We start from the raw sequence: 23,891 nt of genomic DNA on the forward strand, positions 1-23,891 counted from the left end.
GGGGCGGAGCAAAAGCGATCAGGAGGCAAAAAAGATGTTCAGTTGATGAGTTGTTTACAGAGCATATTGAATATGTCAGGTTATGTTGATTCTGCTATAGCCTTAGATTCAGCGGATAGATATTGATTATCTTGTTAGATTTTTAGGCAGAGCGCGAGCATACTTTTTTAGCGTCTCTTGTATGAAGGCAAATGACATGATCTAATGAGAGTTATTTTCCTTCTTATTGCTTACTTTTATGTGCCGGCAATAAAATAGGGGTAAATGAAAAACGGTTCTACAAGGAAATGATCCAACAAGCCGATTTTGAGTACCGCCTTCACTTGGAAAGACTGGAGAAATAATTATGGCTACTTACAGAGAATTGTTAGCGCAAGAAAGCCCGGAAATGCAGGCGCGTGTTGAAGAACGAATTGAACAAGCGAGCATCAAATTGGCTCTTAGTCAGCTACGTGATGAACTGGATATGTCACAGACAGAACTTGCGGCTGTTATGGGTGTTCAACAGCCTGCTATTGCCCGAATAGAAAATTCCGACCATGATCCGCGCCTCTCAACGCTCAAGCGCTATGTGGCAGCTTTGGGAGGGGAACTAAGTATTGATGTGACACTTCCAACCGGTAAGCGTGTGGCATTTCATCTATGATTTGTAATTTATAGTTGCGCTTGGACTAGCACGTGTATTCAGGCGCGTCCCGTCCGCATTGAGATCACGGAACAGTGTTTCGAGGTCAGCGGCTTTCGTCACGTTACCAATGCGCGCTTCACGCATGGCTGCAATCGTCGTTTCGTTTGGAACCAATAGCTCGAACGGCAACGCCTTTTCCTGTGTTACCCGAGTAAGCATTAGACGGACGGCATCGAATATTATTGATAAATAAAAGGCTGAGAAATTATTTCTCAGCCTTGATTATAATAAATATTATCCACACTCAAGCACAGTCATCGCTGCGGTAATACGGGGTGTAATATCTGTTTCTGGCAATGGTGGAAGAATGTCCAATGCCATTTGCCTGAGCGGCTCTGCAATTACCATTGAAATAACAAGTTCACTGATAATAGGAAAATCCATTTTTTTCAGTAATCCTTGCTGATATTGGCGTTCAAGCCAATTCGCTAATATATTTCTGACTCTTTCAATTCCACTTTGCTGATATTTATCTAATAATATTTCACGATAAGGAAAATCAGATTGTAATAATTTAAATAATCCTACCGCTTCCATAGATAAGGATTTCTCTGCTATTTCAGTTAGAAATATTTTCAATAATTCTATCAATTGCTGAAAATTATTGGCGTCTTTTTTAAAGGTGGGAATAAAATTTTCTTCCCAACCCATAACAATTTGTTCAAGTAAATCTTCTCGATTTTTGACAAACCGATAGAGCGTTTTTTTGGCAATACCGGCTTTTTTGGCAACCACATCCATGGTTGTTTTGTTATAGCCTTGATTAATAAGCAGTAGAAAGGTGACGTCGTGAATTTTTTGGCGTATTGCTTGCTCTGGAATTGTCGGGCGGCCTCGTGGACGTGGATGATTTTCTGCCATTTTAGCACCTTATAAGTTGTGAATATTTGTACCGCACTGGCGTGATCCCATTAATAAACAGAACAGACTGATACACAACTCGCAGGTGCTTGTCAACTCTATCAAAGCATGATTATCCGTTCATGAAATAAATTACTTACCAAACTCCCCCAATACTCCACGTATTGGTGTATGCCGTTTAATTAGCTCCTGCAAAACCTCTTTCAGTAGCTGGCTTTTTCTATCACCCAGCGGCTCCAATACACTTTTTTCGTGAGATTCAGCCTCGGTCAGCAATCCTTCTACCACTTTTTGTCCTGTTTCAGTCAAACTTACCAATGTAACACGGCGATCACTGCTACCATTGGAAAAACGAACTATATACCCCTGTAGTTCCAGGCGCTGCAAAACACGGGTAATGGTCGGCTGTTTACTGACCGTTTTCTGTGCCAGAAGGCTGATGCCAATCGGGCCACTTCCTGCCAACGCTGATAACACCCGCCACTCCAGCACTGACAGCCCTCGCGCTTCAACGATATCATGGAATTCAGAAGAGACTAGCATCCATGCCTGCCCAAGCAAGGCAGGCAAGTAATTGTCAACAAACACTTTTGAATTTGGCATAAGTTGAACAACCTTTTGTATCTCAATCAATATTTTCCTGATAACAGTGAGCCAAATCGCGGAACGTATGTATCCAGCCCAAGCTGTTTCAATATCATGTAGGTTGTCGCCACCGATGAAGAAATAACAGGCAATCCCACCCGATCTTCGATCAGTGGTACTGACGCCAAAGAAGGCATTTGTACACAAGCGGAAGCAACGATAACATCCACATTGCTATTCAACCGTTTGGTAATCTCCACTGGTGTGAGAGGATCTTGTCGCCCGACAGCAAGGTTGTCGGGGATCTCCAACGAAATGCTGTCGATAACTTCAATACCCTCATTTTCGATGTAATCAATCACTAACTGAGTTAATGGCTTCATATAGGGTGTCAGTATGGAGATGCGTTTCGCCCCCAAAGCATGTAACCCATCCACCAATGCCCCTGCGCTGGTCACCACTGGCGCCGGATGTCTATTTTCCACCGTCCGCAGATGGAGGCGCTTTTCAGAGATTCGGTGATATCCCTGTCCCATGCTCATGATCGCCACTAAACAGGCATATCCCAGCACATCGACTGCTGCATCCGACAGCTCCTGCGCACAGCGATCACTGTCTGCATCCATGGCCGCCAGTTCTGTTTTTGTAACCGTTTTCATTCTCATGCGACTGGAATGAAAGGTGAAACGTTCAGGGCTTACTGCTTCACGGGCACGCAGGATTGCGGGGATTTCTGTTTCCATGGTCGTATTTGAAGAGGGAACAATCAGCCCCACTCTAAAATGCTGTGTGTTATTCATGGGAGATCCTCCTGATCAGATGGCAGATCGGTAAACCGGATCGCATTCATCGGACGACGGTTCACTTTTAGATCGAAGATATCAAACCGATTGTAATGCCCTGTGATATCGTGCATTTGACGAGGCTGAATACAGCGATTCAAGTCAATCTGCGCATAGACGATCCCTTCTTTATCAATCAGGGGATCACCAATCACTCGCCCATCAGGCCCAATAATGCCGGTAAATGCACTATTAGAACGTGCCAGCAACTCTTCAGCTTCAGGATGACTGGCCGACATCGCTTTTACAATTTCCGGCGAAATCGTGGAACAGGAGACGATGGTAAACACTTTGCCCTCAAAACAGTGGGCTGATGCTCGTAAACGGATAGCCTCAGCCATATCATAATCCGGTGGTGCAACCGGCAGGGAGATATAACTGGCAACATGTATCAATTCGCCTTGAGATAACAAGGAAAAACGCGCCAACGTATTGGTATTTTCGCCGCAGGCCAGCACGCCCAATGGCCCGATACGGGTATCATGTACTTTTAACGAAGCCGCATCACCATTCGCCCATGTTAGTTTCTCTGCCCATGTCGGCACCAGCTTGCGATGACGCCCCAAAATGTTTCCTTCATCAGAAATAGTCACCAAGGTGTTATAGAGTGTTGCTATACCATTAGGACTGCGTTCATTAACCCCAACTACAACGTTGATGTGATGACGTGCCGCAGTCAGTGCGATTTTGTTGATCTCCGGCCCTGGTACTTTAATGGCAGATTTGCACAGTTTTTCAAACCATGGGCTGCCTTGTATCGGGTTCATCACCCAGTTCCAATAGGGGTAACCAGAAACAAACACTTCGGGAAAAGCCACCAAACTGGCTCCCTTGTCTGCCGCTTCTTGGATCAGCCGACAAACGAGATCAACTGTCGCCTCTGTATCCAGAAAGATAGGAGCAGCCTGTACCGCAGCCGCCTTGAACTTAGGAAGTTTCAGCATATCAGGCTCCTGTTTTATTTACACCGCAATAACGGAGTGACGCAAATGACCGACCTTTTCAAGGTACGCTTCAATCACATCCCCTGGCCACAGCCATTCTTGTGGATCACGCCCCGCCCCAACACCTTCCGGTGTGCCTGTGGCAATGATATCTCCTGGCTCCAGCGTGATGCCTTTGCTAATGTCTGCAATCAGGGTATTTACCTTGAACAACATATGGCGTGTATTGGAATCCTGTTTGGTCACACCATTGACTTTTAGGTTCAGCGCCAACTCTTGCGGGTTGGAAATTTCATCAGCGGTGACAATGCAAGGGCCAAAAGGCGCATAGGTATCCTGCCCCTTGGAGTAGATCCACTGTCCAGCCCGACGACAATCACGGGCGCTCATGTCAATCATCAGGCTATAGCCAAAAACATATTGCAATGCCTCAGCTTCCGATACACCTTTGGCGCGAGTGCCGATAATCACCGCCAGTTCCACTTCCCAATCCAATTGCTGGGTGATCTCACTGTTATGCTCAATCGCATCGCCAGGGCCAATCACTGTCGTTGGCGGCTTAGAGAAAATAACTGGCTCTTTTGGCAGATCTTTTGCCGTATCCAGAGCGCGGTTGGATTCGGCCACATGTTCAACATAGTTCAGGCCAATACCAAAGATGTTTTTCCGTGGCCGAGGAATGGGGGCGAGAATTTTCACATTCTGCAATGGCAGTGAAATCCCCGTAGGCCAAAACCCCTTGAATGAATCTAACAGCGCTGTCGTGCTGCTCACTGCCAAGGGTCCCAAGTCAATAAATTCCAGCATGTTATCCGGTAATCTATTCCCGGTATGGGCGGCCAATTTTGCCAAGTCGACTACGTGATTATTGACTATCGCGCCTAATCTCGCGGCAGCCGTAACTTCTGAACGGTAAGTGATTAAACGCATCTCTTATCCTCTCACTGGTTGGTGCCCATCGTTATCAGACAGGGCTTCTTCGTAATACAATTGCAATGCCTGCATAACTGGCAAATCGTTAAAACAGAACAAGCAAGCATCATCCGTTTGTGAGGCATTCACATGCTCATGAAATGCCCACGAAGGAACGCAGAAAATATCTCGTGCCTGCCAGTCAAATCGTTGACCATCAATCACGGAATAACCTTTTCCTTTCGCTACTTGATAAATGAAACTGCCAGTATGACGATGTGCTTTGCCAACGAAACCAGGGCGTAACAACTGCATACTGGCACCGAGAGTTGGCATCACATGACCGCCTGTTAGCGGATTGGAGTAGTGCATCAAAATGTCATCAAAAGGCGATCCTGCTGAAACATGAGCGTAACGCTGCAAGGCTTCATAAGTTGGCTCCCATTGGTATCTGAACAGCGGGGAATACGGTTTATCCCAGCCAACATTCTGTGGACGCAAAGCAGGGGCACCCCAAAGTGCAATGGAAGAATCCACAGGTTCAGTCACTGCCTGACGCAAATCAGGATGCACCTTATAAAAACCCGCTTCCAATATGTTAACCAGCGGTATATCCAGACCATCCTGCCAGATACATTGCGAGCCATCAGGATCAACACCGTGCTCATGCCAGGTGCCATTGGGGGTTAAGACGAAATCATTCGCTCCCAACGACATTTTCTGGCCATCAACAATGGTGTAAGCACCACGCCCTTCCATGATGAAACGCAAAGCTGAAGAGGAGTGGGCATGTGCCGATGCCGCTTCACCTGGCCGCATCGTTTGGAGACCGGAATAGAGCAAGCCAACAGCGGTAGAAGCTCCTGGCTCTCCCGAATTGTTCAGATAGACCACACGTCGGCCTGCTTTTTCCGGTGTAACCAAATCGGCAGATTTTAGAACGTATTCACGCAGATCACGGTAACGCCAAAGTACTGGTACTGAAGCTGATTTAGGTTGCCAGGGTTCTATTTTATTGGCGATTGTCCAGAGTGCCCCTGTCTTGTACTTAACCAACTCCCTGTAATACGCCAGCAGTTCAGGGCTATCGGCAACATTGGCACGGCCGAGAATATCTTCCCTGTATTGATCATGAGTTTGGATATTTTCTTGTTGAGACATGGATATCTCCTAGAGTTGTTTTCTAATGAATTGCTCTTTGCCGTAAAGATAAGGTTTTGGCCAATCGATACCTGTCCAGCCATATCTGGCGCATTCATGTAGTAGCCAGGCCGCATTAGATAAGAATGGGCGGGATAAGGCACAGAGATCAGCACGACCAGAAGCAATGATGCCGTTAATTTGATCAGCATCTGTAATCGCACCAACTGCAATAACCGGCACGTTTCCTTCATTACGAATGCGATCAGCCATCGGCGTTTGGTACATGCGTCCATAAACCGGCTGCTGCTCAGCAGAGACTTCCCCTGTGGAACAATCCACCATATCCACTCCGGCTGCACGGAAACGACGGGCAATCTCTACGGCTTCATCAACCGTCGTTCCCCCCTCTACCCAATCCGTGGCAGAAATACGCACAGATATTGGCAAATCAGCCGGCCAAACATCACGCACCGCCTTGAAAACGGCCAACGGGAAGCGAAGTCGGTTTTCCAGCGAACCGCCATATTCGTCATCACGCTGGTTAGTTAACGGAGAGATAAAACTAGAGAGCAGATAACCGTGAGCGGCCTGAATCTCCAGCCAGTCAAAACCTGCTTTGATGGCACGATGGGTTGCTGCAATAAACTGCTCGATAATTTCTGCTATTTGCGTCTTAGTCAGCGCCGCCGGCACTTGTGAAATTCCCACTAAATAAGGCAAGGCCGATGCTGAAACTAAGGGCCAGTTACCCGCTGGTAAAGGGTGATCAGGTTGTTGCCACCCCAGTTGGGTTGAGCCCCGTCTTCCCGCATGTCCCAATTGAATCCCTATCAGAGTGTCGGAGTGCTGGTGGACAAAATCGGTGATCGCCTTCCATGCCTGCACCTGCTGCTCATTCCATAATCCTGTACAAGCAGGAGTGACACGTGCTTGCGGAGAAATTGCTGTCATTTCAGCGATCACCAAACCCGCACCACCCAATGCCCTGCTACCAAGATGAACCAGATGGAATGGACCCGGAACTCCCTCCACGGCGCTATACAACAGCGTAGGAGAGACAACAACCCGATTTTTCAAGCTGACGCCCCGTACCTGATAAGGTGTCAGCAATGGTGGAGTCAGTGATGAGAATGGGTGAGATTGTTGGATAAACCAGCGCTCATAATTTTCCAGCCATGCCCGATCCCTCAAGCGCAAATTTTCATGAGAAATGCGCTGTGAACGTGTCAGCAATGAATAAGCAAATTGTTCGGGCGAAAAACTTTCATAGCGTGTAACATTTTCGAACCACTCCGTTGAATTACGCGCTGCATTCTGGATTTTCAGCACTTCTACGCTACGCGATTGTTGGTAATCGGATAAACCCGCTTGCCAATTCCCCTGATGGGCTTTCAAGTTGTTTGCCAGTTCAATCGCATCTTCTAATGCCAATTTTGTGCCGGAGCCAATGGAAAAATGGGCGGTATGGGCAGCATCTCCCATTAACACAATGGGGATATTTTTGCCGTTCCCTCCCTCTGGTTCGATCCAGTGCACCCAATTGGCGCAAATTATTCTGGGAAAACGTATCCAAATGGCGGCGCCCCGCAAATGGGTTGCATTGGAGATTAATTTATGTCCATCTAGCCAGGGGGCGAATATTTTTTCACAATATGCAATGCTCTCTTCCTGTGACATTTTGTCGATACCCGCAGACAGCCAGGTTTCTTCCGTCGTTTCGACAATAAAAGTCGACAGTCCTTCCTGAAATTGATAGGCGTGAACCTGAAACCAGCCATACTCGGTTTCAACAAACAGAAACGTAAATGCATCAAAAACTTTATGCGTCCCTAACCAGACAAAACGGCAATGGCGCTGATCGATATCAGGCTGGAAAAATTCAGCATAACGAGTGCGGATCTGGCTATTGATCCCATCAGAAGCAATCAGCAAATCGGCATGATATTTGCTGGCAATCTCCTGCTCATCCTCAACCTGAGTTTCAAACAGCAGCTCAACTCCGACTTCGTGGCAGCGATCTTGCAGGATATTCAAGAGTTTTTTACGGCCAATGCCAATAAATCCATGACCACCACTACGATTTACGGTTCCCTTAAAGTGGATATCGATATCATCCCAACGGCTAAACTCCTCCCTGATAATTTCAGCCGACACAGGATCAGCCAGATGCAGGTTTTCCAACGTTGCATCCGAAAACACCACTCCCCAACCAAAGGTGTCATACGGACGATTACGCTCGATCACCACGACACGATTATCAGGGTTTTGTAACTTCATCAGCAGACCGAAATACAATCCAGCCGGCCCACCACCAATACATACGATATTCTTACCACTGACGGACACTGTATTGTTACTGATTACTGCATTCTTACCTCTTACATTCATAATTTATTCTCCTGCCGCACGATATCTACTGCGATGTCCTATTTAGCTAAGGCATCTGTTCAGTTAACGCATAGTAAAATTCGTCGGGTATCGGAATAGCTTGATGGGTATCCAGTGAAGTGGTGACATAAGTCTGAGTGACTCTCATCCTCAATTCACCTTCTTTGCTGACGCAGCGTTGAAGCAGCGTCAATGATTTTTTGCCTATTTTCTCAACACCTAATTCCAGCCAGACCTGATCACCCATTCTGCTAATTGCCTTAAATTCCGCCTCCAAATGAACCGTTGGTAACCCAAAACGGTGTTTTGCGATGTAATTGGCATATCCCATTGACGTTAATTCATCGAACCAATCTTCCAATAAGTTGTTGAACATCACGAAATACTGGGGATAAAAGACGATCCCCGCCGGATCACATTCAGAAAAGCGGATCTTATGGGGCTGTATAAAACTAAGCAGGCTCATTGCAGGCTCCTAGGTTTTTTAATATAAAGAGAGACGCTGTTGGCACTCGCGTAATCGGTCACCCTGCTCATCCGCTAATGCAGCTTCACGTAGTTGCCGCAGACTGACGGGAGATAAGTCATGCAAATGGTGATCAACAATTTCCATCAGAGTTTGAAAATGACTTGATCCGCGGGAGTAAGTATCACCATATCCCTTGATTAAGCGCTGACATTGGGCAATTTCCGCGGCCAGTTCGAGATCGCGCTTTGCTGCTACTTCAATTCGCCGTAGCCATTCTTCAATACGTCCGGTTTCATGCTGAAAGCGCCGCGTATAGCGGCGCATACGACGCCAACTAGCCAGTATATAAAGCAACAGATATCCTCGAATGGAACTGGTGGTAATCACACGCCCACGGCTGAGTAATTTCGCCAACATACGATTAACGAAATGAGGACGAGACAACCAACGCCCAATACTTGCCGGCAAGGTGTCACAGATTTCTTCCATTCTGGGATGCAGAAAGTCATTTATTTCGACCAGTTGACCGTTACTCACCCGCATTTCTTGACGGACACGTTGGAATCGACCGGCGCGAATTTTGAGATCTGCCACCCGCATGGTGTCTTCGTAAGCCATCCACAGTGCCAAAGGACGAGCTGTTTCACGTAATAGTTGCTCACTCAGTAATCGCTCATCAGGTTTCACCGCTTGCTCAATGAGACTTTGTAATCGGTCAAGATACAAACGAGCGTAGGCTAGATCCTGATAATCAATCAGGCGTCTGATACCTTCAATGGCAATGTTATGGATACAGGCAGGGAATTTTTGCTGGATATGTAACAGCAGGGCATTGACTTTATTGTTCAATATAGGGGGTTCTGGCGCCGTTTTTTCGGCCGTCTTTGATTCTGCCGCCGATTGCGCTCGACTCAATCCCAAACTAAAGGCTTGCAGACTGGGCTTTATTCCCACGTTTTTCTTGATGATCGCCGCTTCAAACTGATTACGGTTAAATGGCAAAATCTCCGTACCACAGAGCGCCCCAAACAATACTGCACTGATCACACTGCCACTCTTCTCTGCTATCTTCGCCATATCAAAATGGATAAAACGCAAAGCAGCTTGTCGGGATTGCCGGATCAATACCCCGCTATCCACACGCCCATCTCCCATCGCCGAACGCTCCTCCATCGAAAATACCCGATGGCTTGATGCGATCAGCGTAGTGCGATCCGGTGTCACCAAACCACGTTGGACAGCACGTCCGGCTTCCATCAATTCCGAAGCCAGCACAATATCCACATCGCCGGCAGTCGGCATCAGTGCCAACACAGGTGTCGGTACTTCAGGATCATCAGCACCAGGGAACAACTCGACATAATAAATAGTTGCCCCAGTTCGCTGGGCTACGCCAGGTACGGAAGTCGTTTGAGCGAAATAGCCATTCACTTCCCCCAAAGTCACGATCCAATCAGCCAGTACACCGCCGCCTTCACCTCCCATCGCCAGGATAGCAATTTTGATCGGCTGTTTAGGTAAGTTCGTTAGCGAGGAATGGGTGGATGCTGACATAGGTATGACCCCCTTCTTAAAAATCATATTGATTACGACGTTTAACATCACGACGTTGCAAATAGCCGATAAGCCCTTTGCGAATACGATGAATCAGCCGATCCCAACGATTAGGATTGGTAATGATCCGTGCCTTAAAAAAAGAAGGGCACAGCACTGCCGCGTGAGATAATTCCCCGCACAACCCACAGCCCACACAACTATTTAATACTGTTGTCACCGGATCGGTACGCAATGGATCAGGATTCGGTTTAATCGATAGAGAAGGGCAACCGGACAAACGGATACAGGAGTGATCGCCCGTGCATGTATCAGGATCAACCCCAAATTGTTCTCGGACGATCCGTTTTCCTTCCGCAATCGCTCCCTTGATCTTTACCTTCTCGCGCCGTTGTTTATTCAACATGCACTCACTCTGTGCGACCAGGACTTTTGGCCCGTGTTCACCTGTTGTCAGTGCCTCGCGTAAGGTATTCATCATGGCTTTAAGATCGTAGGTACGTTTGATCGTGCGTACCCATTTCACCCCAACACCCTTGACGGCTTTTTCGATGTCATGACCGGTACTGCGATGGGGATTTAACGCCGTTGAAGAGGGAATATCCTGCCCTCCGGTCGCGGAGGTATAACTGTTGTCCACAATGATGGTCAGATTGTCACTGCGGTTAAAAACACTATTAGCTATGCCACTCGTTAAGCCGTTATGCCAAAATCCACCATCCCCCATAACTGCAATTGCCCGTTTATTCGCAACCGGTGTATTCAGTGCCGCCGCACTTGCTGCTCCCAATCCATACCCCATCGTGGTATTGCCCAAATTAAATGGCGGCAAAATAGCAAACAAATGACAACCGATATCTGCACTGATGTGATGTTGCCCCAATTCCCGTTCAATCAATTTCATCGCTGTAAAGATTGGGCGCTCTGGGCAACCGGTGCAAAATCCGGGTGGACGGATATGAACCGCATCTTCCAGAGGATCTTTTATCGGTAAGGTCACGGCGGGGATACGTACCTGACAGGCAGACACTGCACTTTCCGCTGCAATTTTGCCGTAACGTTCCAGGAAAGCACGGAGTCCCGACAACACAGTAGCCGTGTTGTACTCTCCCGCCATTGGCAGTAAATCCTTGCCATGTAATCGAGCCGCTATCTCACGCTGGCGCAAAATATTGGCGACATTCTGCTCCACAAAATTGGGCTGACCTTCTTCCAGCACTAAAATCGCCCGCTTGCCATGACAAAAACGTTCAAACTCTTCATCGATCAACGGGTAGGCGACATTCATGACATACAGCGGGATTTGGCTATTGCCAAAAACATCCGCCAATCCAAGCAAATTCAAGGCACGGATCACGGTATTATAGCATCCACCTTGCAGGGCAAGGCCGACATCATCAGCCTGCTCGGCGAAAAACTCATTCAGCTTATGCTGTTGAATAAAGCGCACTGCCGCAGGCCAGCGATCTTGTATTTTCTCTTTCTCATGCAGAAAACTGGCGGGCGGCAAAACGATACGGCTGAGATCACGCGTCGGATTTTCCAGCGCATCTTGAATCATAAACATTGACGAACGATTTTTCTCACACACAAACCGACCATGTACATGACAGGCACGAATGCGCATCTGTAACATCACTGGCGTATGACTGGCTTCCGATAGCTCAAATCCCATCTTCACCGCCTGTACAATCGAAGGCAGATTGGGGCGTGGATCGAGTAACCAGATTTGGGACTTCATCGCGAAAGCATGGCTACGTTCCTGCATAATGGAAGAACCCTCACCATAATCTTCACCGACAATAATCAGTGATCCCCCTATCACGCCTCCCGATGCCAGATTTGCCAATGCATCCGAAGCAACATTAGTGCCAGCCGTCGATTTAAACGTGATGGCTCCGCGCAGTGGATAATTAACGGAAGCTGCAAGTGTCGCAGCAGCAGTGGCTTCACTGGCACTGTTTTCAAAGCGAATGCCATATTCAGATAAAATATCTTGTGCATCTAATAGCACATCCATCAGATGGGAAATCGGCGCCCCCTGATAGCCAGCCACATATGCCACACCAGATTCCAGCAGCGCTTTTGTCACGGCAATTATGCCTTCACCACTGAAAACTTCGCCCTGACCCAGACGTAATTTTTTCACTTCCTCGACAAATGATCGTTCAGCCATGCTTACCTCACACGCTTTAACGCTTTTTAGTTATCTTTTATGTAATTCGGGTTTTCATTAACGGTCAATGCATGATTTGTCATGTAATTGTGATTTATGCAGTGTTTGGATAAAGCGCGCAGCAGACGGACAAATTTTTTTCATATCTATGGGAGTCATGCATTTAACCGTATGCACAATAACCGTCATAAATATATTCATAATCATATATATTTCATTTAAACAATATATGGATACTGTTAGCAGACAATCGAATAAGGTTAATACGGTTATTTTTTTATGAACAATTCGTGGTCTCGCTACTATTTTGGATCTAAAGATATTGGCTCTAAAAATACTGAATCAAAGCACGCTGACTCTAGAAGAGCAGAATCAAGATATTCAGCTTCAAGCTGTTCAGATCCAAAATATGCAGTAACAAAAATTGGGGCGCATCTCAATTCACCAGAACATTTGCTTTTCTCATCTAACGATCTTGATGAAGTTAAGTCTATGGTCGGACGGGTAATGCAGCCTCATCAGCTAACTATACTGGGCAGCAATCAAAAACTGGATGCCAGAATGCACTATATTCCACTTGGGGATATTTCCATGAGCCGATTGCGTTACGGTGCCAGTGTTGAAATCACCCCAGGTGAGTTGGACTCGTTCTTTCTCATCCAGATGCCGCTGTCTGGCTGTGCTGGTATTGAAAGTGGTGACCAGTGTCTTGATTCCACTCCCAATCTGGCTTCCATTCTCAGCCCAAATCAAGACACTTCTATGCGCTGGAATGCCGATAACGACCAGTTTATGGTCAGGATCTCCCGCTCCTTGCTGGAGAGAACGCTTGTTGGTCAATTGGGGCACCCTATGGATCAACCGCTGGTATTTGAGCTGGGATTTGAATGGCAACGCTGTCAGGCCTGGCGCTGTTTGATGCCTTATCTTCTGGAATGCACTACCCAAGTGCCCGACATCTTGCAACATAAATTGATTACCAACCAAATAGAACAATTGATTTCCGTTACTCTGCTGTCCACCCATCAACATAATTACAGTGAAACACCCACTAACCGCCGATGCTCTATTCGCCCGCGACATGTACGGCGAGTTCAGGAATATTTACAGGCTCATGCCCACGAACCCATAACAGTGGAGCAGCTCGCCCAAGTGGCAGGCGTTAGCCTGCGCAGCCTCTATTCTGGCTTCAAGGAGTTCCTGAATATCAGCCCGATGCAGTATTTACGTGACCTGCGCATGGCACATGTCCGCACGGAACTCCTGGCGGGAGAAGCCGCCAGCGTCACAGGCGTCGCCCTGCGTTGGGGGTTCGCCCATATGGGACGTTTTAGCGCAGAATATAAAGCCCGCTATGGTGAGACGCCGAGTGAAAGCCTGAAACGTGAGTGAAGTGATATTAGTCTAACCAAATTGACCAGACTAACAAAAACAGATATGATTAATATTTATACACCAAGAGGTGATGTTATGGAAAAAATTAACATCTACGATGCGAAAACTAACCTGTCTAAAATTGTCCAGGAAGTTGCTCGCACTGGAGAACCCGTGGTGATAGCCAAAAATGGTCATGCACTGGTTAAAGTCATCGCATACAGAGAAGAGAAGGCTAAGCGTAAGTTAGGTTTCCTCAAAGGTAAAGGTCGTGTTCCCAACAATTTTGACGACATGAACAGCGCCGAAATTGTTGATATGTTCGAAGGGAAATACTCTTAATGGAATTACTGTTAGATACCAACATCTTGCTGTTTATGGCATATGAACCGGAAAAATTGAAAACTGATGTTGTTGAGCTTCTAGAAAATACTGACAATACCCTTTGTTTTAGTGCAGCGTCAATATGGGAGGTGGTTATTAAAAGCAATCTAAACAAACCTGATTTTACCGTAGATCCCAAACAATTCAGGGATGGACTATTTGGAGCTGGATTGATTGAAATCCCCATTAAAAGCGAGCATACGCTCGTTGTATGTGATTTACCGGAAAATCTACATAAGGATCCGTTTGACCGGTTAATTGTTGCTCAGGCGAAACGTAACCATCTCCCCTTAGTCACGAGTGATAGCAAGCTGATAGATTTCGTCAGTGATTATATTACTGTAATCCCTAACAGATAGCCAAAATGAGTATAAGTCATCTGGCTATCTAATGTTTGGCCCCTATCACTATGATTCTTACCGCTATGTTCTCTCCTCGTAAGGCTATGGATTGATGCACTGAATATTATCCTAACATTGCATAAAGTCTCTCAATTTCCTTTTCCCATACCGCCTGATTTTTGGGTTTCTGATGTTTTGGTTTTCTCGCTAAATCCTGCGCCAGATTTTGCTCCAATATTACAATGCGTTGCAGGATCTCTTCCTCATTCACCAATACTTCCTCTCCATCAGGATCAGGAATGCTTTCCTGATCCTTAACCACTTCTTTTTGATAAGGGATCACTTTTTCATTAAGAAGCTGATAATACCCATCACTGGATGTGACCTCTTCCAGTTTACCGTTGTTAATCAGCCAAAAACGGTTAGCGACGTTATCAATAAACGCCCTATCATGCGAAGTGATTAATATCGTCATCTCGTTATTAATTAACTCATTCTCCAATTCCATTTTGCCAAAAATATCCAGGTGGTTTGTTGGCTCATCGAGGATGAGGAAATTGTGTTTATTTAATTTCAAGATCAAAAACATTAATCGAGAACGTTCACCACCACTTAATCGCCCCACCAATTGATTAAAATCTGCATACTTAAAACCTGTCGCAATCAGTTGCTGTTTACAGGTGATATTATCGATATTCGGCGTGTTATTTCTGACTGCATCGAAGATCGATTCGTTCAGCGGGATTTTTTCCAATTCCTGATCGAGATAACCCAGATTACACTGCGGGGAGAAGGTATTTGTGGCCTTGTTATAGTCCTCAACCAGCGTATGAATCAAGGTGGATTTCCCCACACCATTATCACCTAATAAGGCGATTCTATCTCCGGGGCGGATATATAAGCCATTAATTGAAAATAAAGGATTAAACTGTCCATCCTGGTGATATCCAATCCATCTTTCCCCAATTTGCAACATATTTTTCGATTTTATCGAGTCGGTATCCAACGATAATCGATAGGTTTCCCCTTCGGTTATTTTGGTTTTACTCTTTTCGAGTTTTTCCGCCCGTTTTTCCATCGATTTGGCTTTTCTGGCAAATTTTTCGTTATCGTGAATTTTTCCCCATAATGCCAAACGCTTAGCACTCTCCTGTATGCGCTGAATGTTCTTTTCTTCCGCTTTCAAACGCAAAGCATCCGCTTCATCTTTTTCTTGCAAAGCAGTAAATGCCTGGCTAAATGGCAGGGAAAAAGCCGTCAATTGTTGGTCACGCAAGAAAATCGTCTGGTTGGTGACGTTATCCAAAAAATTTCGGTCGTGGGAAACAAGAATAAAAGCACTCTTTAGACTTTTATTAAAGTAATCCTTAAAAAATTCCAGGGTATTAGCATCCAAATGGTTACTGGGTTCGTCAAATAAAATAATATCGGGTTCTACAATCGCACTCATGGCAAACATCAATTTTGTTTTTTGTCCACCACTGAGATCAGCAACTTTTGTAGTAAAATCAGTACCATGAAAACCAAAATCATAAAGCATGGATACTGCTTTATAATCACCATATTCATCTATTTTTTTTACTTTCTGAGAGATAGATTCAAACAAGGTCATCTCAAGCAATGCGTCGTCAATAAACTGAGATACCATCTCCAATCTCAAACCATTAGCATATTCGATGACCCCATCATCCGGCTTTTCAATGCCTGCCAGTAGTTTAAGTAAATGGGTTTTTCCCGTGCCGTTATAACCAACCAAAGCAATTTTGTCGTTTTCTTTAATAGTTATGGAGAGACGACTAAATAATGGCTTTGAATTAATACTAAAGTTAACTTTATTACAATGAATCAGCGTTGACATTTTTATGTCCCCATCGTAAGACCTTTATTAATCTCAGAATGTTGATTATTTCAAGTCAAAACTTATATATTCAAAGAAAAGTCAGGTCAAGTTTTCATCATAATAAATGAAGGGATAACTGCGAAGTTTTTTGTATTTTAATGTAATTATTTATTCGAGTAACTAATTTATAAAAATAAACGCTACTCATATTATTGAGCAGCGTTTATTTTTATTTGTAACCACGTTATTTGCTATCCCTTTATAAATAGATGCCCCCTTAAAATGGAATGGCCGCTTTTAAGAAAATTTGAGAACCCGATGGGCGATTACTGACGACAAAATCTTTTTGCCACTTCAAAGTAACCAGCCAGCCTTTATCATTGGCATAGCGAATGGAAGGACCAAAACCAACCGCCTTTGCTTTACCCTTTGCGGAATTTGGCCCACTATCATGAGTGGCCTGCTGAAAAGCATAGCCGCCAACGCCCACGACCAAACCGTTGCCAAATCCCCAACCCAGTGCATAATCTGCATGAAGTGCCTGGCCGGAAGTTGTTTTGGTATCCTTGTTACGGAAGTTGACATCATACATCACTTTTAAATCTGCATTGATGCCGATAACAGGGAAATAGCTGATCGCCCAAACAGGCTGGGCTGTCCAATAGTTTTTTCCCAGGTTGGCAAGATCATTGCGGTTATAGTGGCCTGTCGGCGCGTTAATATTCAAGCCAATAACATAAGCCAAATCTGGCGCGGGATGGTAACCCAAGGCGGGGCCAAAAGTGATATCCCCTATCCCTTTGCTGTTGTCATGTTTGCCAGCAGCGTTAGCGGTGACATCCAATAGCGGCAAGATGGCATGATAAGCTAGTTGGCCGCCAAAGACCTGCTTTTCAGTCACCCAAACCAACCGAGGGGCAAGGACGTTCACATTGACTTTAAAGCCAGGAACAGGGATCAAATCGCCGTGATTTCCCCTCAGCTTGTTATAGTGAATATTGCCACCATAAAACAGGGCATGAACACCTGCTGGCGGTAAAGCACCGGACAAATAATTATCCAGACCATCAGGATAAGCGCCAACACCACCTTCTGTTGCCATAGCGGAATGACTTACCATAGCCCAAAAACCTGACAGTGATAAAACCGCTGCATAAAAGAGCCGTCTGAATTTTGACGTCATATAATCCTCCTCTCTGTAAGAGATGAATTGATAAAAAATGAAATGATTGGCTACCTTAATCAGCGTCGCGCAAGTCGGCGGGCGACAAGATAGCCGGAAGTCCCACTTAATCCGGGACCCGGATGGGTTGAAGCCCCAATGTGAAACACGTTATTGACAGGTGTTTGATGCGCCTTTGCACCTTGCGCAGGAGCAAACGGACGTAGCCAGAAAAATTGATCAGGTGAACACATACCTGAATAGGGATCGCCCCCTGATAAATTACAGTTCAATGCCTGTAAATCCGCCGGAGAATAGGCTTTACGGCCAACAATTGAGGATGAAAAACCCGGCATCACCGTTTCCAGACGAGCCTGTACCCGATCCGCAACTGCTTCGCGGATAACCTCATTCCATTTACCATCTGCGGGAACAGGAATTTCTCCCGCCGCATCGCCTTTTAGCTGCGTCGGCAACTCCTGCATTTGAATCCACAAAATCCAACCGTCCTTTGGGGCACGGGAAGGATCAAGAACGGTTGGCTGCCCTATCGCAAGTGTCGGATGGCTAGGCAGATAACCATTGTTGGCCTGTGTCACGGACAAACAGATTTGTTCCATACTCTCCGTTAAATGGACAAGTGGGACATGGCACAATTCAGGCTCACACCACGGTGGTGGCGCGTTCAAGGCAAAATGAACCTGCATTCCCCCGCGCCCATAACGATAGTTCCGCGCCCGTTGCAGGAGCGTATCGGGAACCTTATCCAGCAAGTGACCATAAAGCTGTTGGGGCGTTACATTGCAGACCACTGCCTCGCTGGCGTGATAAATCTGCCCCGCAACCATCACACCAGAAGCACGGCGCTGTTTCCCCTGTCCTTGGGTGATGATACGGTCAACGTTAGCATGAGTGATAAGCTGACCGCCGTGTTGCTCAATGATCCCTGTTAGCGCTTCTACAATGCGCAGACTGCCACCTTTTACCACTGGCATCCCGCCGGCAACCACAGCAGCAAAAGTGAGCTTACCTATCAGAGCAGAGCTGGCATCATCTGGTCCCAATCCCGTATGCAATACCCACGGCGCCAGCAGAGCGCGGCTAAAATCAGACTGTAACTCACGTTCAGCCCAGCGCCGGAAAGTTTCCAGCGAACTGCCGACAAACTCACTCAATCCATCAATACCGCGTTTGCGCCATTCAGAAAACAACAATTTGAGTATCCCGAAACCATAGGGATTTTGTCCTAATAAGCCCAAGATCAGGGCGGCATCATCATGGAGGATTTGCTGTGCCATGCGAGTCAATGTCTCTCCGTCACCCATTGCAATTTCATCAAGCCGCACGGCTGAGGCCAGAATATCTCGCTTTAAGGCAATTCCCTTGCCATTGGGTTGGATCAACCCCGTTGAATAATCGCTTTGCAGAAATTCCAAACCTGCCTTTTCCAACGCAGGTTTGAGTTCTTGATAAGCTGGACTGCCCAAAAACAGCGGATACCAGCAAGAGAGCACATCATGGGTATAACCGGAAAAAAGTTCTTCCGTGCGAATACAGCCGCCAAGTACCGCATTGCGTTCCAGTACCAGGACTGATTTACCCCATGTTGCCAACAAGGCAGCACATACCAACGAGTTTATGCCACTGCCGACAATAATCACTTGTGGCCTGGAACCTGTCATGGTATCGCCCCAGAGAAAGATTCAACCAATGCCAGAACACGCAGCGGGCTTCCCGAACCACCACCAATCTTGAGGGGAGCCGCAATAATGACCACACCCGTGGGTGGCAATAAATCGAGATTTTTCAGGCACTGCAAGCCATATTTATTCGCCCCGTGCATCAACGTATGACAGGGATATGCCACTGGCCAGGAATAAGATTGACCCGCATCCGTATTAATGGTTTCTACCCCGAATCCTCGAATATCCCGCTCATAAATCAGCCATTCCACCGCTTCCTGACTGGGTCCTGGCGTGTGAGCACCATCATCATGCATATTGAGAAAACGTACCGGATCATCCGCCCGTTTTGACCAGTCTGTACGAAACAACAACCAGGCTCCGGCAGGAATATGTCCATGCTGTTCCTCCCAGGATTGTAAAAACTCAACCGTCAATATCCAGTCTGGATCTTGTGCCACCTGCTGGCTGGCATCCACCACCACAGCAGGTGCCACAAAATTATCCAAAGGAATGGTATCAACGCTGTTATCTGGGTGATCTTTACCGCTTACCCAATGTATCGGCGCATCAAAATGCGTTCCGGTATGCTCACCACAACTAAAATTGTTCCAGTACCAACCTGGACCATGCTCGTCATAGTGAGAAATGCGCTCCATGTTGAATGCCCAAACTTGTCCAAATTGTTCAGGCAACTGCAAGGCCGGAAAATCCGGAGTCAATGTCTGCGTAAGGTCTATGATTTTCACACTGCCCTGATTTAACGCAGTGACAAACGCACTTAACGGACTATTCATTAATCATGTTCTCCTGAATGTTTGCCAGCAGAATTATTTTTTATTTCCGTGAACATCATGCAGACCGGTAAACATGCCGCCATGAAAAACCAATGGCTTACCTTCGATACTGGCAATTCGTTTGACCTGACCAATCATCAGCAAGTGATCGCCAAGATGCGTTTGCTGGTGATTAGCACAAACCAGTGTCGCGATCGCTCCCCCAATCGAAGGGATACCTTCAGGCGTTTCCTGCACCAGAATATCCTGAAATTTATTTTCTACCCGCGAACTCGCAAAACGCAAAGCCAGTTCCTGATGATCATGACTCAGGATGCTGATGGTGAAATATTCACAGTCACGGAACACAGACAGATTAGGTGAATGATTAACCAAACTCCAGAGCACCAAAGGCGGTTCCAGTGAAAGTGAAGCAAATGAGTTGATGGTCAACCCTACATTACGCCCCTCAGCAGTGCGCGTCGCAACAATGGCAACACCTGTCGGATATTTGCCTAAAAGCGTGCGCAAATCTCTCGTTTCAAATTCGGTCGCGCCCCATCCACTATCAAACAGCGGCATTTGGTTATTCAGGGTATTTATGCTCATGTGATCCCCCCGTTTATGCCCGAATTTCTTCAATTAGCTGTGAATGGATGTATTCTTCACAGGCATGGGCATCTTCCCACCACGGGAACAGTACCGGAGGGTGGTTGAAAGCATTGGCAATTGTGCTGGCGAGTGTCGGCAGACGCTGGGCAGCTGCTAACAATTCCAGAACATGTGGCTTTGGTGGGACAAGAAGGCTGTTTGTCCATTCCACAACGTAATGACCATATTTCCAGAATTGTTCAAATGTATCGTTCATCCATTCAGCCGTAAACGGTTGATCACCACGGGCAAGAATGGCTTCGTAATAGACTTTGCAGGCTTTTGTTGCATTATTTGAACCTTGCCCAGTCAGCGGATCATTCGTCACTACCGCATCCCCCAGGCCAAAAACCTGGCGACCAGAAGGCAAAGTCAGCACTGGCTTACGCACCACTGGCGCAAAACAGCCCGCCAGAATGCCATTTTCATCAGTAAGCTCCACATGCTCACAACGTTCAGATTCCCACGGCAAGAAAGTGTTGAGGATCTGTTTGCTATAGGCCAGATGTGCCTGCGGTGTTCTGGCCTCTTGCCAGCCATCCATTGCTCCCCCTGGAATACCTTCAAAAACCATAATGTCGCAGGGACCATTTAGTGTCAGGGCAGGAAAAACGAAATATTCCCCTACACCAGGGATCAGGTTAAAAGAAACACGGGAATATTCAGGCGTTGGCAACATACCATTCACATAGGTCAATGCCAGGGCACGCCGAGGGGTATCATATGGAGAACGTGAAGCATCGCGTTCCAGCAATTTTACAATCTCCCCTTTTCCTCCCGCCAGAATGACCAGTTCATGGTTGGCAGACAGGCGTTCCAGTTCAGCAACCCCCACATCGTTAATTTCCAGATTACCGCCCCGAGAAACAAATAATTCCAGCCAAAATGGCATCTTAATGCGTTGATCAACAGCTTGCGCATATTTATCAAGCCGTGCACTCCATTCAATTGCCTTGTCATTGGGAATTTCGGGATGTGGCACGGTGAAACCGATACCTTCAACGGGCGGACATTGCGTTTCCCACTGATTCAATCCCAAATCACGTTCAAATTGTAAAGAAGCATCAAACATGCACTGGCTTGACAGAACCCGACCATTGCGAACATCATCAGGCGTGCGGTTGGTGACTACAGTGACTTGATAGCCCTTGTCAAGCAGACCAAGGGCCAGAGGCAGTCCAGCTTGGCCACCTCCGACGATAGCGATACGACGCATAGTATTTTCCTCTTTTGTTTTGGATGGCGGAACTGAACCTATTCCGCCAACCGTGGAATAGCGGGTTTCGCCTGTTCTGGTCCCATTGCTGAATAACCACCATCAACGGCATAATCTGCACCAGTTACAAAACTCGCCAAATCTGATAAGAGAAATGCCACGACTTGAGCAATTTCTTCGGGATCACCGACACGACCAAGCAGATGGTAATCTGCGGCAACATTATCGGCTTTCTGTCGCTTCCCCTGGGTCAGCTCATCCATAACCCGTGACCAAGTCCACCCTGGTGAAACAGAATTAACGCGGATGTGGTCAGCGGCATAATCCATTGCCATACTGCGGGTGATTTGCAGCAACGCAGCTTTCGAGGCGGGATATAACCAGCGGCCTGTCTGGGCAATTGAGGAAGAAATGCTGGTGAAGTTAACAATGGCGCCACCTCCCGCTGCAATGAGATAAGGCCGGACAAATTGAGCGGCTCGAACAGCACTGATCACATTAATATTCAAGGCGGTCAGCCATGTTTCACGGCCAGTATCGGCACCATTATCCAGATAAGTGGCTGCAAGGTTGATGAGGTAATCCAGACGGTTATAGTGAGTAACAACTTCATGTATTGCCTGAGCAAGTTGTTTGTCGTCAGTAATATCGACATGCCAGAAACGGATGGATTCCGGTTGCAGGCTGGCTATTTTTTTCCCGCCTGCCTGATCAATATCAAAAATCGCGACCTTAACCCCATATTCACTCAATACCTTGGCAACGGTTGCCCCAATTTTGGTAGCCCCACCAGTGACAATAGCGACTTTATTATTTAAGCCCTGCATAAGGGTTCCCCTTTTGTCATATGCCCACCAGAGTGATTAATCAAGAAATCATGAGGGGTATCATTACGTGAAATAGGGAAATGCAAGTAGCCGCTATATGCAGAAAATAGCCATTCAGTGCAGATTTGATATCTTACCCGCCGCCAAAATGCGGGTAAGAAAATACGAAAAAGGGATAAAGTGAGGGATTATTGCAGGGAGAGTAATTCTTCACGGCTCAGGCCAGTACTTTCCATAATCAATTCAATACTGACACCATTTTTTAACAGATTACGCGCTATTTCTAATCGCGCCTCATGTTGACCTTCTTCTCTACCTTGTTGAACACCTTGTTGAACACCTTGTTGAACACCTTGTAAAATACCTTGTTGAACACCTTCTTTCCGGCCTTTTTCCTGTAATCGTTGGGCAATACTCACAATCACCTCCTGATGACGATCTGTCTGTTCAATCAGTTGTTGGATAACCTGTTCAAAATGCGGTGAATCCATCGTGTTAAACAGGTAATTAAGGATAGTAACTACATCGTTATCACTATTATAATTGTGTTTAAGAGCCTGTGCCAATAACGCGGTCACGGCCTTAAACTCCTCCCGCAAATTTTTATGCTTCATTGCCAGTTCCATCACAGCGATTTTGCGATGATTCACCAGTTCGTTATCATCAATCACCGTCACATCGACTAGCGGAAACGGATTAAAGTACAGCTCTTCTGCCAATTCTGACAACGAAAAGCATTGCGTCCAAGTCTGCTGGAAAGGATAAGGGCTACTCACCGTGGTAGAACAAAACGGGCACAACCAGCGGCAGTTCCTTGTTTCCCTGTTGCAGATGCTGATTCATGGCCATAAACGAATAGTGCATCATTCGCCACGCCATCATTTTATCTGGGGTGGACTGGTGTTCAACCAGGACATAGATATAGCCATCACCTTGTTGCGTTTTTACCGAATAGAGGACATCCGACATTCTCGAACGCCTATTATCATCAATTAAGATATATATTCCAATCTCAAACACATTTGGATATTTGGAGTCGAATATCGCTATTTTTGTTACACCATCTAGAAAAGTCA

At 46.4% G+C, this 23,891-nt stretch carries 22 protein-coding genes and 1 pseudogene; 4 read left to right on the plus strand and 19 right to left on the minus strand.

What is annotated here, in order from left to right:
* The first annotated feature begins 346 nt into the window (after positions 1-346).
* Positions 347-646 carry a helix-turn-helix domain-containing protein gene (locus Xentx_RS14935; protein WP_074021111.1) on the plus strand — a complete coding sequence of 100 codons (300 nt, stop codon included), beginning with the start codon at positions 347-349 and terminating at the stop codon, positions 644-646.
* Here the strand turns inward: Xentx_RS14935 and Xentx_RS14940 are convergent.
* From Xentx_RS14940 to Xentx_RS14990, 11 genes are all read right to left on the minus strand, one after another.
* Positions 641-904: a type II toxin-antitoxin system RelB/DinJ family antitoxin gene (locus tag Xentx_RS14940; RefSeq protein ID WP_074021113.1), complete on the minus strand. Its 264-nt coding sequence runs from the start codon at positions 902-904 to the stop codon at positions 641-643. The genes Xentx_RS14935 and Xentx_RS14940 overlap by 6 nt on opposite strands.
* Positions 905-922: 18 nt before the next feature.
* A complete protein-coding gene (locus Xentx_RS14945; protein WP_074021115.1) occupies positions 923-1,549 on the minus strand; it encodes a TetR/AcrR family transcriptional regulator in 627 nt (208 codons plus the stop codon).
* Positions 1,550-1,681: 132 nt separating this feature from the next.
* A complete protein-coding gene (locus Xentx_RS14950) occupies positions 1,682-2,152 on the minus strand; it encodes a MarR family winged helix-turn-helix transcriptional regulator (RefSeq protein WP_074021170.1) in 471 nt (156 codons plus the stop codon).
* Between the two features lie 26 nt (positions 2,153-2,178).
* The gene (locus Xentx_RS14955) at positions 2,179-2,934 is read right to left on the minus strand and encodes a maleate cis-trans isomerase family protein (protein WP_074021117.1); all 756 of its coding nucleotides are present in this window, start codon (positions 2,932-2,934) and stop codon (positions 2,179-2,181) included.
* Positions 2,931-3,920 (minus strand): carbon-nitrogen hydrolase family protein, encoded by a 990-nt coding sequence (locus Xentx_RS14960; protein WP_074021118.1) that lies wholly within the window; start codon positions 3,918-3,920, stop codon positions 2,931-2,933. The genes Xentx_RS14955 and Xentx_RS14960 overlap by 4 nt, the downstream gene beginning before the upstream one ends.
* Before the next feature lie 18 nt (positions 3,921-3,938).
* On the minus strand, positions 3,939-4,850 hold the full coding sequence (locus Xentx_RS14965; RefSeq protein WP_074021120.1) for a fumarylacetoacetate hydrolase family protein: 912 nt from the start codon (positions 4,848-4,850) through the stop codon (positions 3,939-3,941).
* A gap of 3 nt (positions 4,851-4,853) precedes the next feature.
* Positions 4,854-5,993 carry a cupin domain-containing protein gene (locus tag Xentx_RS14970; protein WP_074021122.1) on the minus strand — a complete coding sequence of 380 codons (1,140 nt, stop codon included), beginning with the start codon at positions 5,991-5,993 and terminating at the stop codon, positions 4,854-4,856.
* Between the two features lie 9 nt (positions 5,994-6,002).
* Complete coding sequence (locus tag Xentx_RS14975) at positions 6,003-8,363, minus strand: bifunctional salicylyl-CoA 5-hydroxylase/oxidoreductase (protein WP_074021124.1); 2,361 nt, start codon at positions 8,361-8,363, stop codon at positions 6,003-6,005.
* A 46-nt stretch (positions 8,364-8,409) separates the two neighbouring features.
* Positions 8,410-8,829 (minus strand): acyl-CoA thioesterase, encoded by a 420-nt coding sequence (locus tag Xentx_RS14980; RefSeq protein WP_074021126.1) that lies wholly within the window; start codon positions 8,827-8,829, stop codon positions 8,410-8,412.
* Between the two features lie 18 nt (positions 8,830-8,847).
* Positions 8,848-10,386, minus strand: coding sequence for an indolepyruvate oxidoreductase subunit beta family protein (locus Xentx_RS14985; protein WP_074021128.1), 1,539 nt, complete (start codon positions 10,384-10,386; stop codon positions 8,848-8,850).
* A gap of 16 nt (positions 10,387-10,402) precedes the next feature.
* Complete coding sequence (locus tag Xentx_RS14990; RefSeq protein WP_074021130.1) at positions 10,403-12,562, minus strand: thiamine pyrophosphate-dependent enzyme; 2,160 nt, start codon at positions 12,560-12,562, stop codon at positions 10,403-10,405.
* A gap of 279 nt (positions 12,563-12,841) precedes the next feature.
* On the opposite strand from Xentx_RS14990, the gene Xentx_RS14995 reads away from it, so the two are divergent.
* From Xentx_RS14995 to Xentx_RS15005, 3 genes are all read left to right on the plus strand, one after another.
* The gene (locus Xentx_RS14995) at positions 12,842-13,954 is read left to right on the plus strand and encodes an AraC family transcriptional regulator (protein WP_139292506.1); all 1,113 of its coding nucleotides are present in this window, start codon (positions 12,842-12,844) and stop codon (positions 13,952-13,954) included.
* Between the two features lie 78 nt (positions 13,955-14,032).
* Positions 14,033-14,278, plus strand: coding sequence for a type II toxin-antitoxin system Phd/YefM family antitoxin (locus Xentx_RS15000; protein WP_074021133.1), 246 nt, complete (start codon positions 14,033-14,035; stop codon positions 14,276-14,278).
* Positions 14,278-14,679 carry a type II toxin-antitoxin system VapC family toxin gene (locus Xentx_RS15005; protein WP_074021134.1) on the plus strand — a complete coding sequence of 134 codons (402 nt, stop codon included), beginning with the start codon at positions 14,278-14,280 and terminating at the stop codon, positions 14,677-14,679. The genes Xentx_RS15000 and Xentx_RS15005 overlap by 1 nt, the downstream gene beginning before the upstream one ends.
* Before the next feature lie 106 nt (positions 14,680-14,785).
* Here Xentx_RS15005 and Xentx_RS15010 read toward each other — a convergent pair whose 3' ends face one another.
* The 8 genes and pseudogenes from Xentx_RS15010 to Xentx_RS15045 all read right to left on the minus strand — a co-directional run.
* The gene (locus Xentx_RS15010; RefSeq protein ID WP_074021136.1) at positions 14,786-16,519 is read right to left on the minus strand and encodes an ABC-F family ATP-binding cassette domain-containing protein; all 1,734 of its coding nucleotides are present in this window, start codon (positions 16,517-16,519) and stop codon (positions 14,786-14,788) included.
* A gap of 259 nt (positions 16,520-16,778) precedes the next feature.
* Complete coding sequence (locus Xentx_RS15015; RefSeq protein ID WP_083601009.1) at positions 16,779-17,684, minus strand: SphA family protein; 906 nt, start codon at positions 17,682-17,684, stop codon at positions 16,779-16,781.
* A gap of 59 nt (positions 17,685-17,743) precedes the next feature.
* Positions 17,744-19,345 carry a phytoene desaturase family protein gene (locus Xentx_RS15020; protein ID WP_074021138.1) on the minus strand — a complete coding sequence of 534 codons (1,602 nt, stop codon included), beginning with the start codon at positions 19,343-19,345 and terminating at the stop codon, positions 17,744-17,746.
* On the minus strand, positions 19,342-20,142 hold the full coding sequence (locus tag Xentx_RS15025; RefSeq protein WP_074021139.1) for a cyclase family protein: 801 nt from the start codon (positions 20,140-20,142) through the stop codon (positions 19,342-19,344). The genes Xentx_RS15020 and Xentx_RS15025 overlap by 4 nt, the downstream gene beginning before the upstream one ends.
* A gap of 33 nt (positions 20,143-20,175) precedes the next feature.
* Positions 20,176-20,730, minus strand: a complete 555-nt coding sequence (locus Xentx_RS15030) for a flavin reductase family protein (RefSeq protein ID WP_074021141.1) — start codon at positions 20,728-20,730, stop codon at positions 20,176-20,178.
* Between the two features lie 13 nt (positions 20,731-20,743).
* Positions 20,744-21,988, minus strand: a complete 1,245-nt coding sequence (locus tag Xentx_RS15035; protein ID WP_074021142.1) for a styrene monooxygenase/indole monooxygenase family protein — start codon at positions 21,986-21,988, stop codon at positions 20,744-20,746.
* 38 nt (positions 21,989-22,026) lie between these two features.
* Positions 22,027-22,815: an SDR family oxidoreductase gene (locus Xentx_RS15040; RefSeq protein WP_074021144.1), complete on the minus strand. Its 789-nt coding sequence runs from the start codon at positions 22,813-22,815 to the stop codon at positions 22,027-22,029.
* A gap of 188 nt (positions 22,816-23,003) precedes the next feature.
* Positions 23,004-23,808 (minus strand): annotated as a pseudogene (locus Xentx_RS15045) (Rpn family recombination-promoting nuclease/putative transposase); the annotation flags it as partial.
* Positions 23,809-23,891: the final 83 nt, after the last annotated feature.

Source organism: Xenorhabdus thuongxuanensis (genome assembly GCF_001908095.1).
Classification (GTDB): Bacteria; Pseudomonadota; Gammaproteobacteria; order Enterobacterales; family Enterobacteriaceae; genus Xenorhabdus; species Xenorhabdus thuongxuanensis.

What these genes read in the sequence shown, in the direction of transcription:
- Xentx_RS14935 (WP_074021111.1), top strand. Translation starts at nt 347, where the DNA reads ATGGCTACTTACAGAGAATTGTTAGCGCAAGAAAGCCCGGAAATGCAG.
- Xentx_RS14945 (WP_074021115.1), bottom strand. Translation starts at nt 1,549, where the DNA reads ATGGCAGAAAATCATCCACGTCCACGAGGCCGCCCGACAATTCCAGAG.
- Xentx_RS14950 (WP_074021170.1), bottom strand. Translation starts at nt 2,152, where the DNA reads ATGCCAAATTCAAAAGTGTTTGTTGACAATTACTTGCCTGCCTTGCTT.
- Xentx_RS14955 (WP_074021117.1), bottom strand. Translation starts at nt 2,934, where the DNA reads ATGAATAACACACAGCATTTTAGAGTGGGGCTGATTGTTCCCTCTTCA.
- Xentx_RS14960 (WP_074021118.1), bottom strand. Translation starts at nt 3,920, where the DNA reads ATGCTGAAACTTCCTAAGTTCAAGGCGGCTGCGGTACAGGCTGCTCCT.
- Xentx_RS14965 (WP_074021120.1), bottom strand. Translation starts at nt 4,850, where the DNA reads ATGCGTTTAATCACTTACCGTTCAGAAGTTACGGCTGCCGCGAGATTA.
- Xentx_RS14970 (WP_074021122.1), bottom strand. Translation starts at nt 5,993, where the DNA reads ATGTCTCAACAAGAAAATATCCAAACTCATGATCAATACAGGGAAGAT.
- Xentx_RS14975 (WP_074021124.1), bottom strand. Translation starts at nt 8,363, where the DNA reads ATGAATGTAAGAGGTAAGAATGCAGTAATCAGTAACAATACAGTGTCC.
- Xentx_RS14980 (WP_074021126.1), bottom strand. Translation starts at nt 8,829, where the DNA reads ATGAGCCTGCTTAGTTTTATACAGCCCCATAAGATCCGCTTTTCTGAA.
- Xentx_RS14985 (WP_074021128.1), bottom strand. Translation starts at nt 10,386, where the DNA reads ATGTCAGCATCCACCCATTCCTCGCTAACGAACTTACCTAAACAGCCG.
- Xentx_RS14990 (WP_074021130.1), bottom strand. Translation starts at nt 12,562, where the DNA reads ATGGCTGAACGATCATTTGTCGAGGAAGTGAAAAAATTACGTCTGGGT.
- Xentx_RS14995 (WP_139292506.1), top strand. Translation starts at nt 12,842, where the DNA reads ATGAACAATTCGTGGTCTCGCTACTATTTTGGATCTAAAGATATTGGC.
- Xentx_RS15000 (WP_074021133.1), top strand. Translation starts at nt 14,033, where the DNA reads ATGGAAAAAATTAACATCTACGATGCGAAAACTAACCTGTCTAAAATT.
- Xentx_RS15005 (WP_074021134.1), top strand. Translation starts at nt 14,278, where the DNA reads ATGGAATTACTGTTAGATACCAACATCTTGCTGTTTATGGCATATGAA.
- Xentx_RS15010 (WP_074021136.1), bottom strand. Translation starts at nt 16,519, where the DNA reads ATGTCAACGCTGATTCATTGTAATAAAGTTAACTTTAGTATTAATTCA.
- Xentx_RS15015 (WP_083601009.1), bottom strand. Translation starts at nt 17,684, where the DNA reads ATGACGTCAAAATTCAGACGGCTCTTTTATGCAGCGGTTTTATCACTG.
- Xentx_RS15020 (WP_074021138.1), bottom strand. Translation starts at nt 19,345, where the DNA reads ATGACAGGTTCCAGGCCACAAGTGATTATTGTCGGCAGTGGCATAAAC.
- Xentx_RS15025 (WP_074021139.1), bottom strand. Translation starts at nt 20,142, where the DNA reads ATGAATAGTCCGTTAAGTGCGTTTGTCACTGCGTTAAATCAGGGCAGT.
- Xentx_RS15030 (WP_074021141.1), bottom strand. Translation starts at nt 20,730, where the DNA reads ATGAGCATAAATACCCTGAATAACCAAATGCCGCTGTTTGATAGTGGA.
- Xentx_RS15035 (WP_074021142.1), bottom strand. Translation starts at nt 21,988, where the DNA reads ATGCGTCGTATCGCTATCGTCGGAGGTGGCCAAGCTGGACTGCCTCTG.
- Xentx_RS15040 (WP_074021144.1), bottom strand. Translation starts at nt 22,815, where the DNA reads ATGCAGGGCTTAAATAATAAAGTCGCTATTGTCACTGGTGGGGCTACC.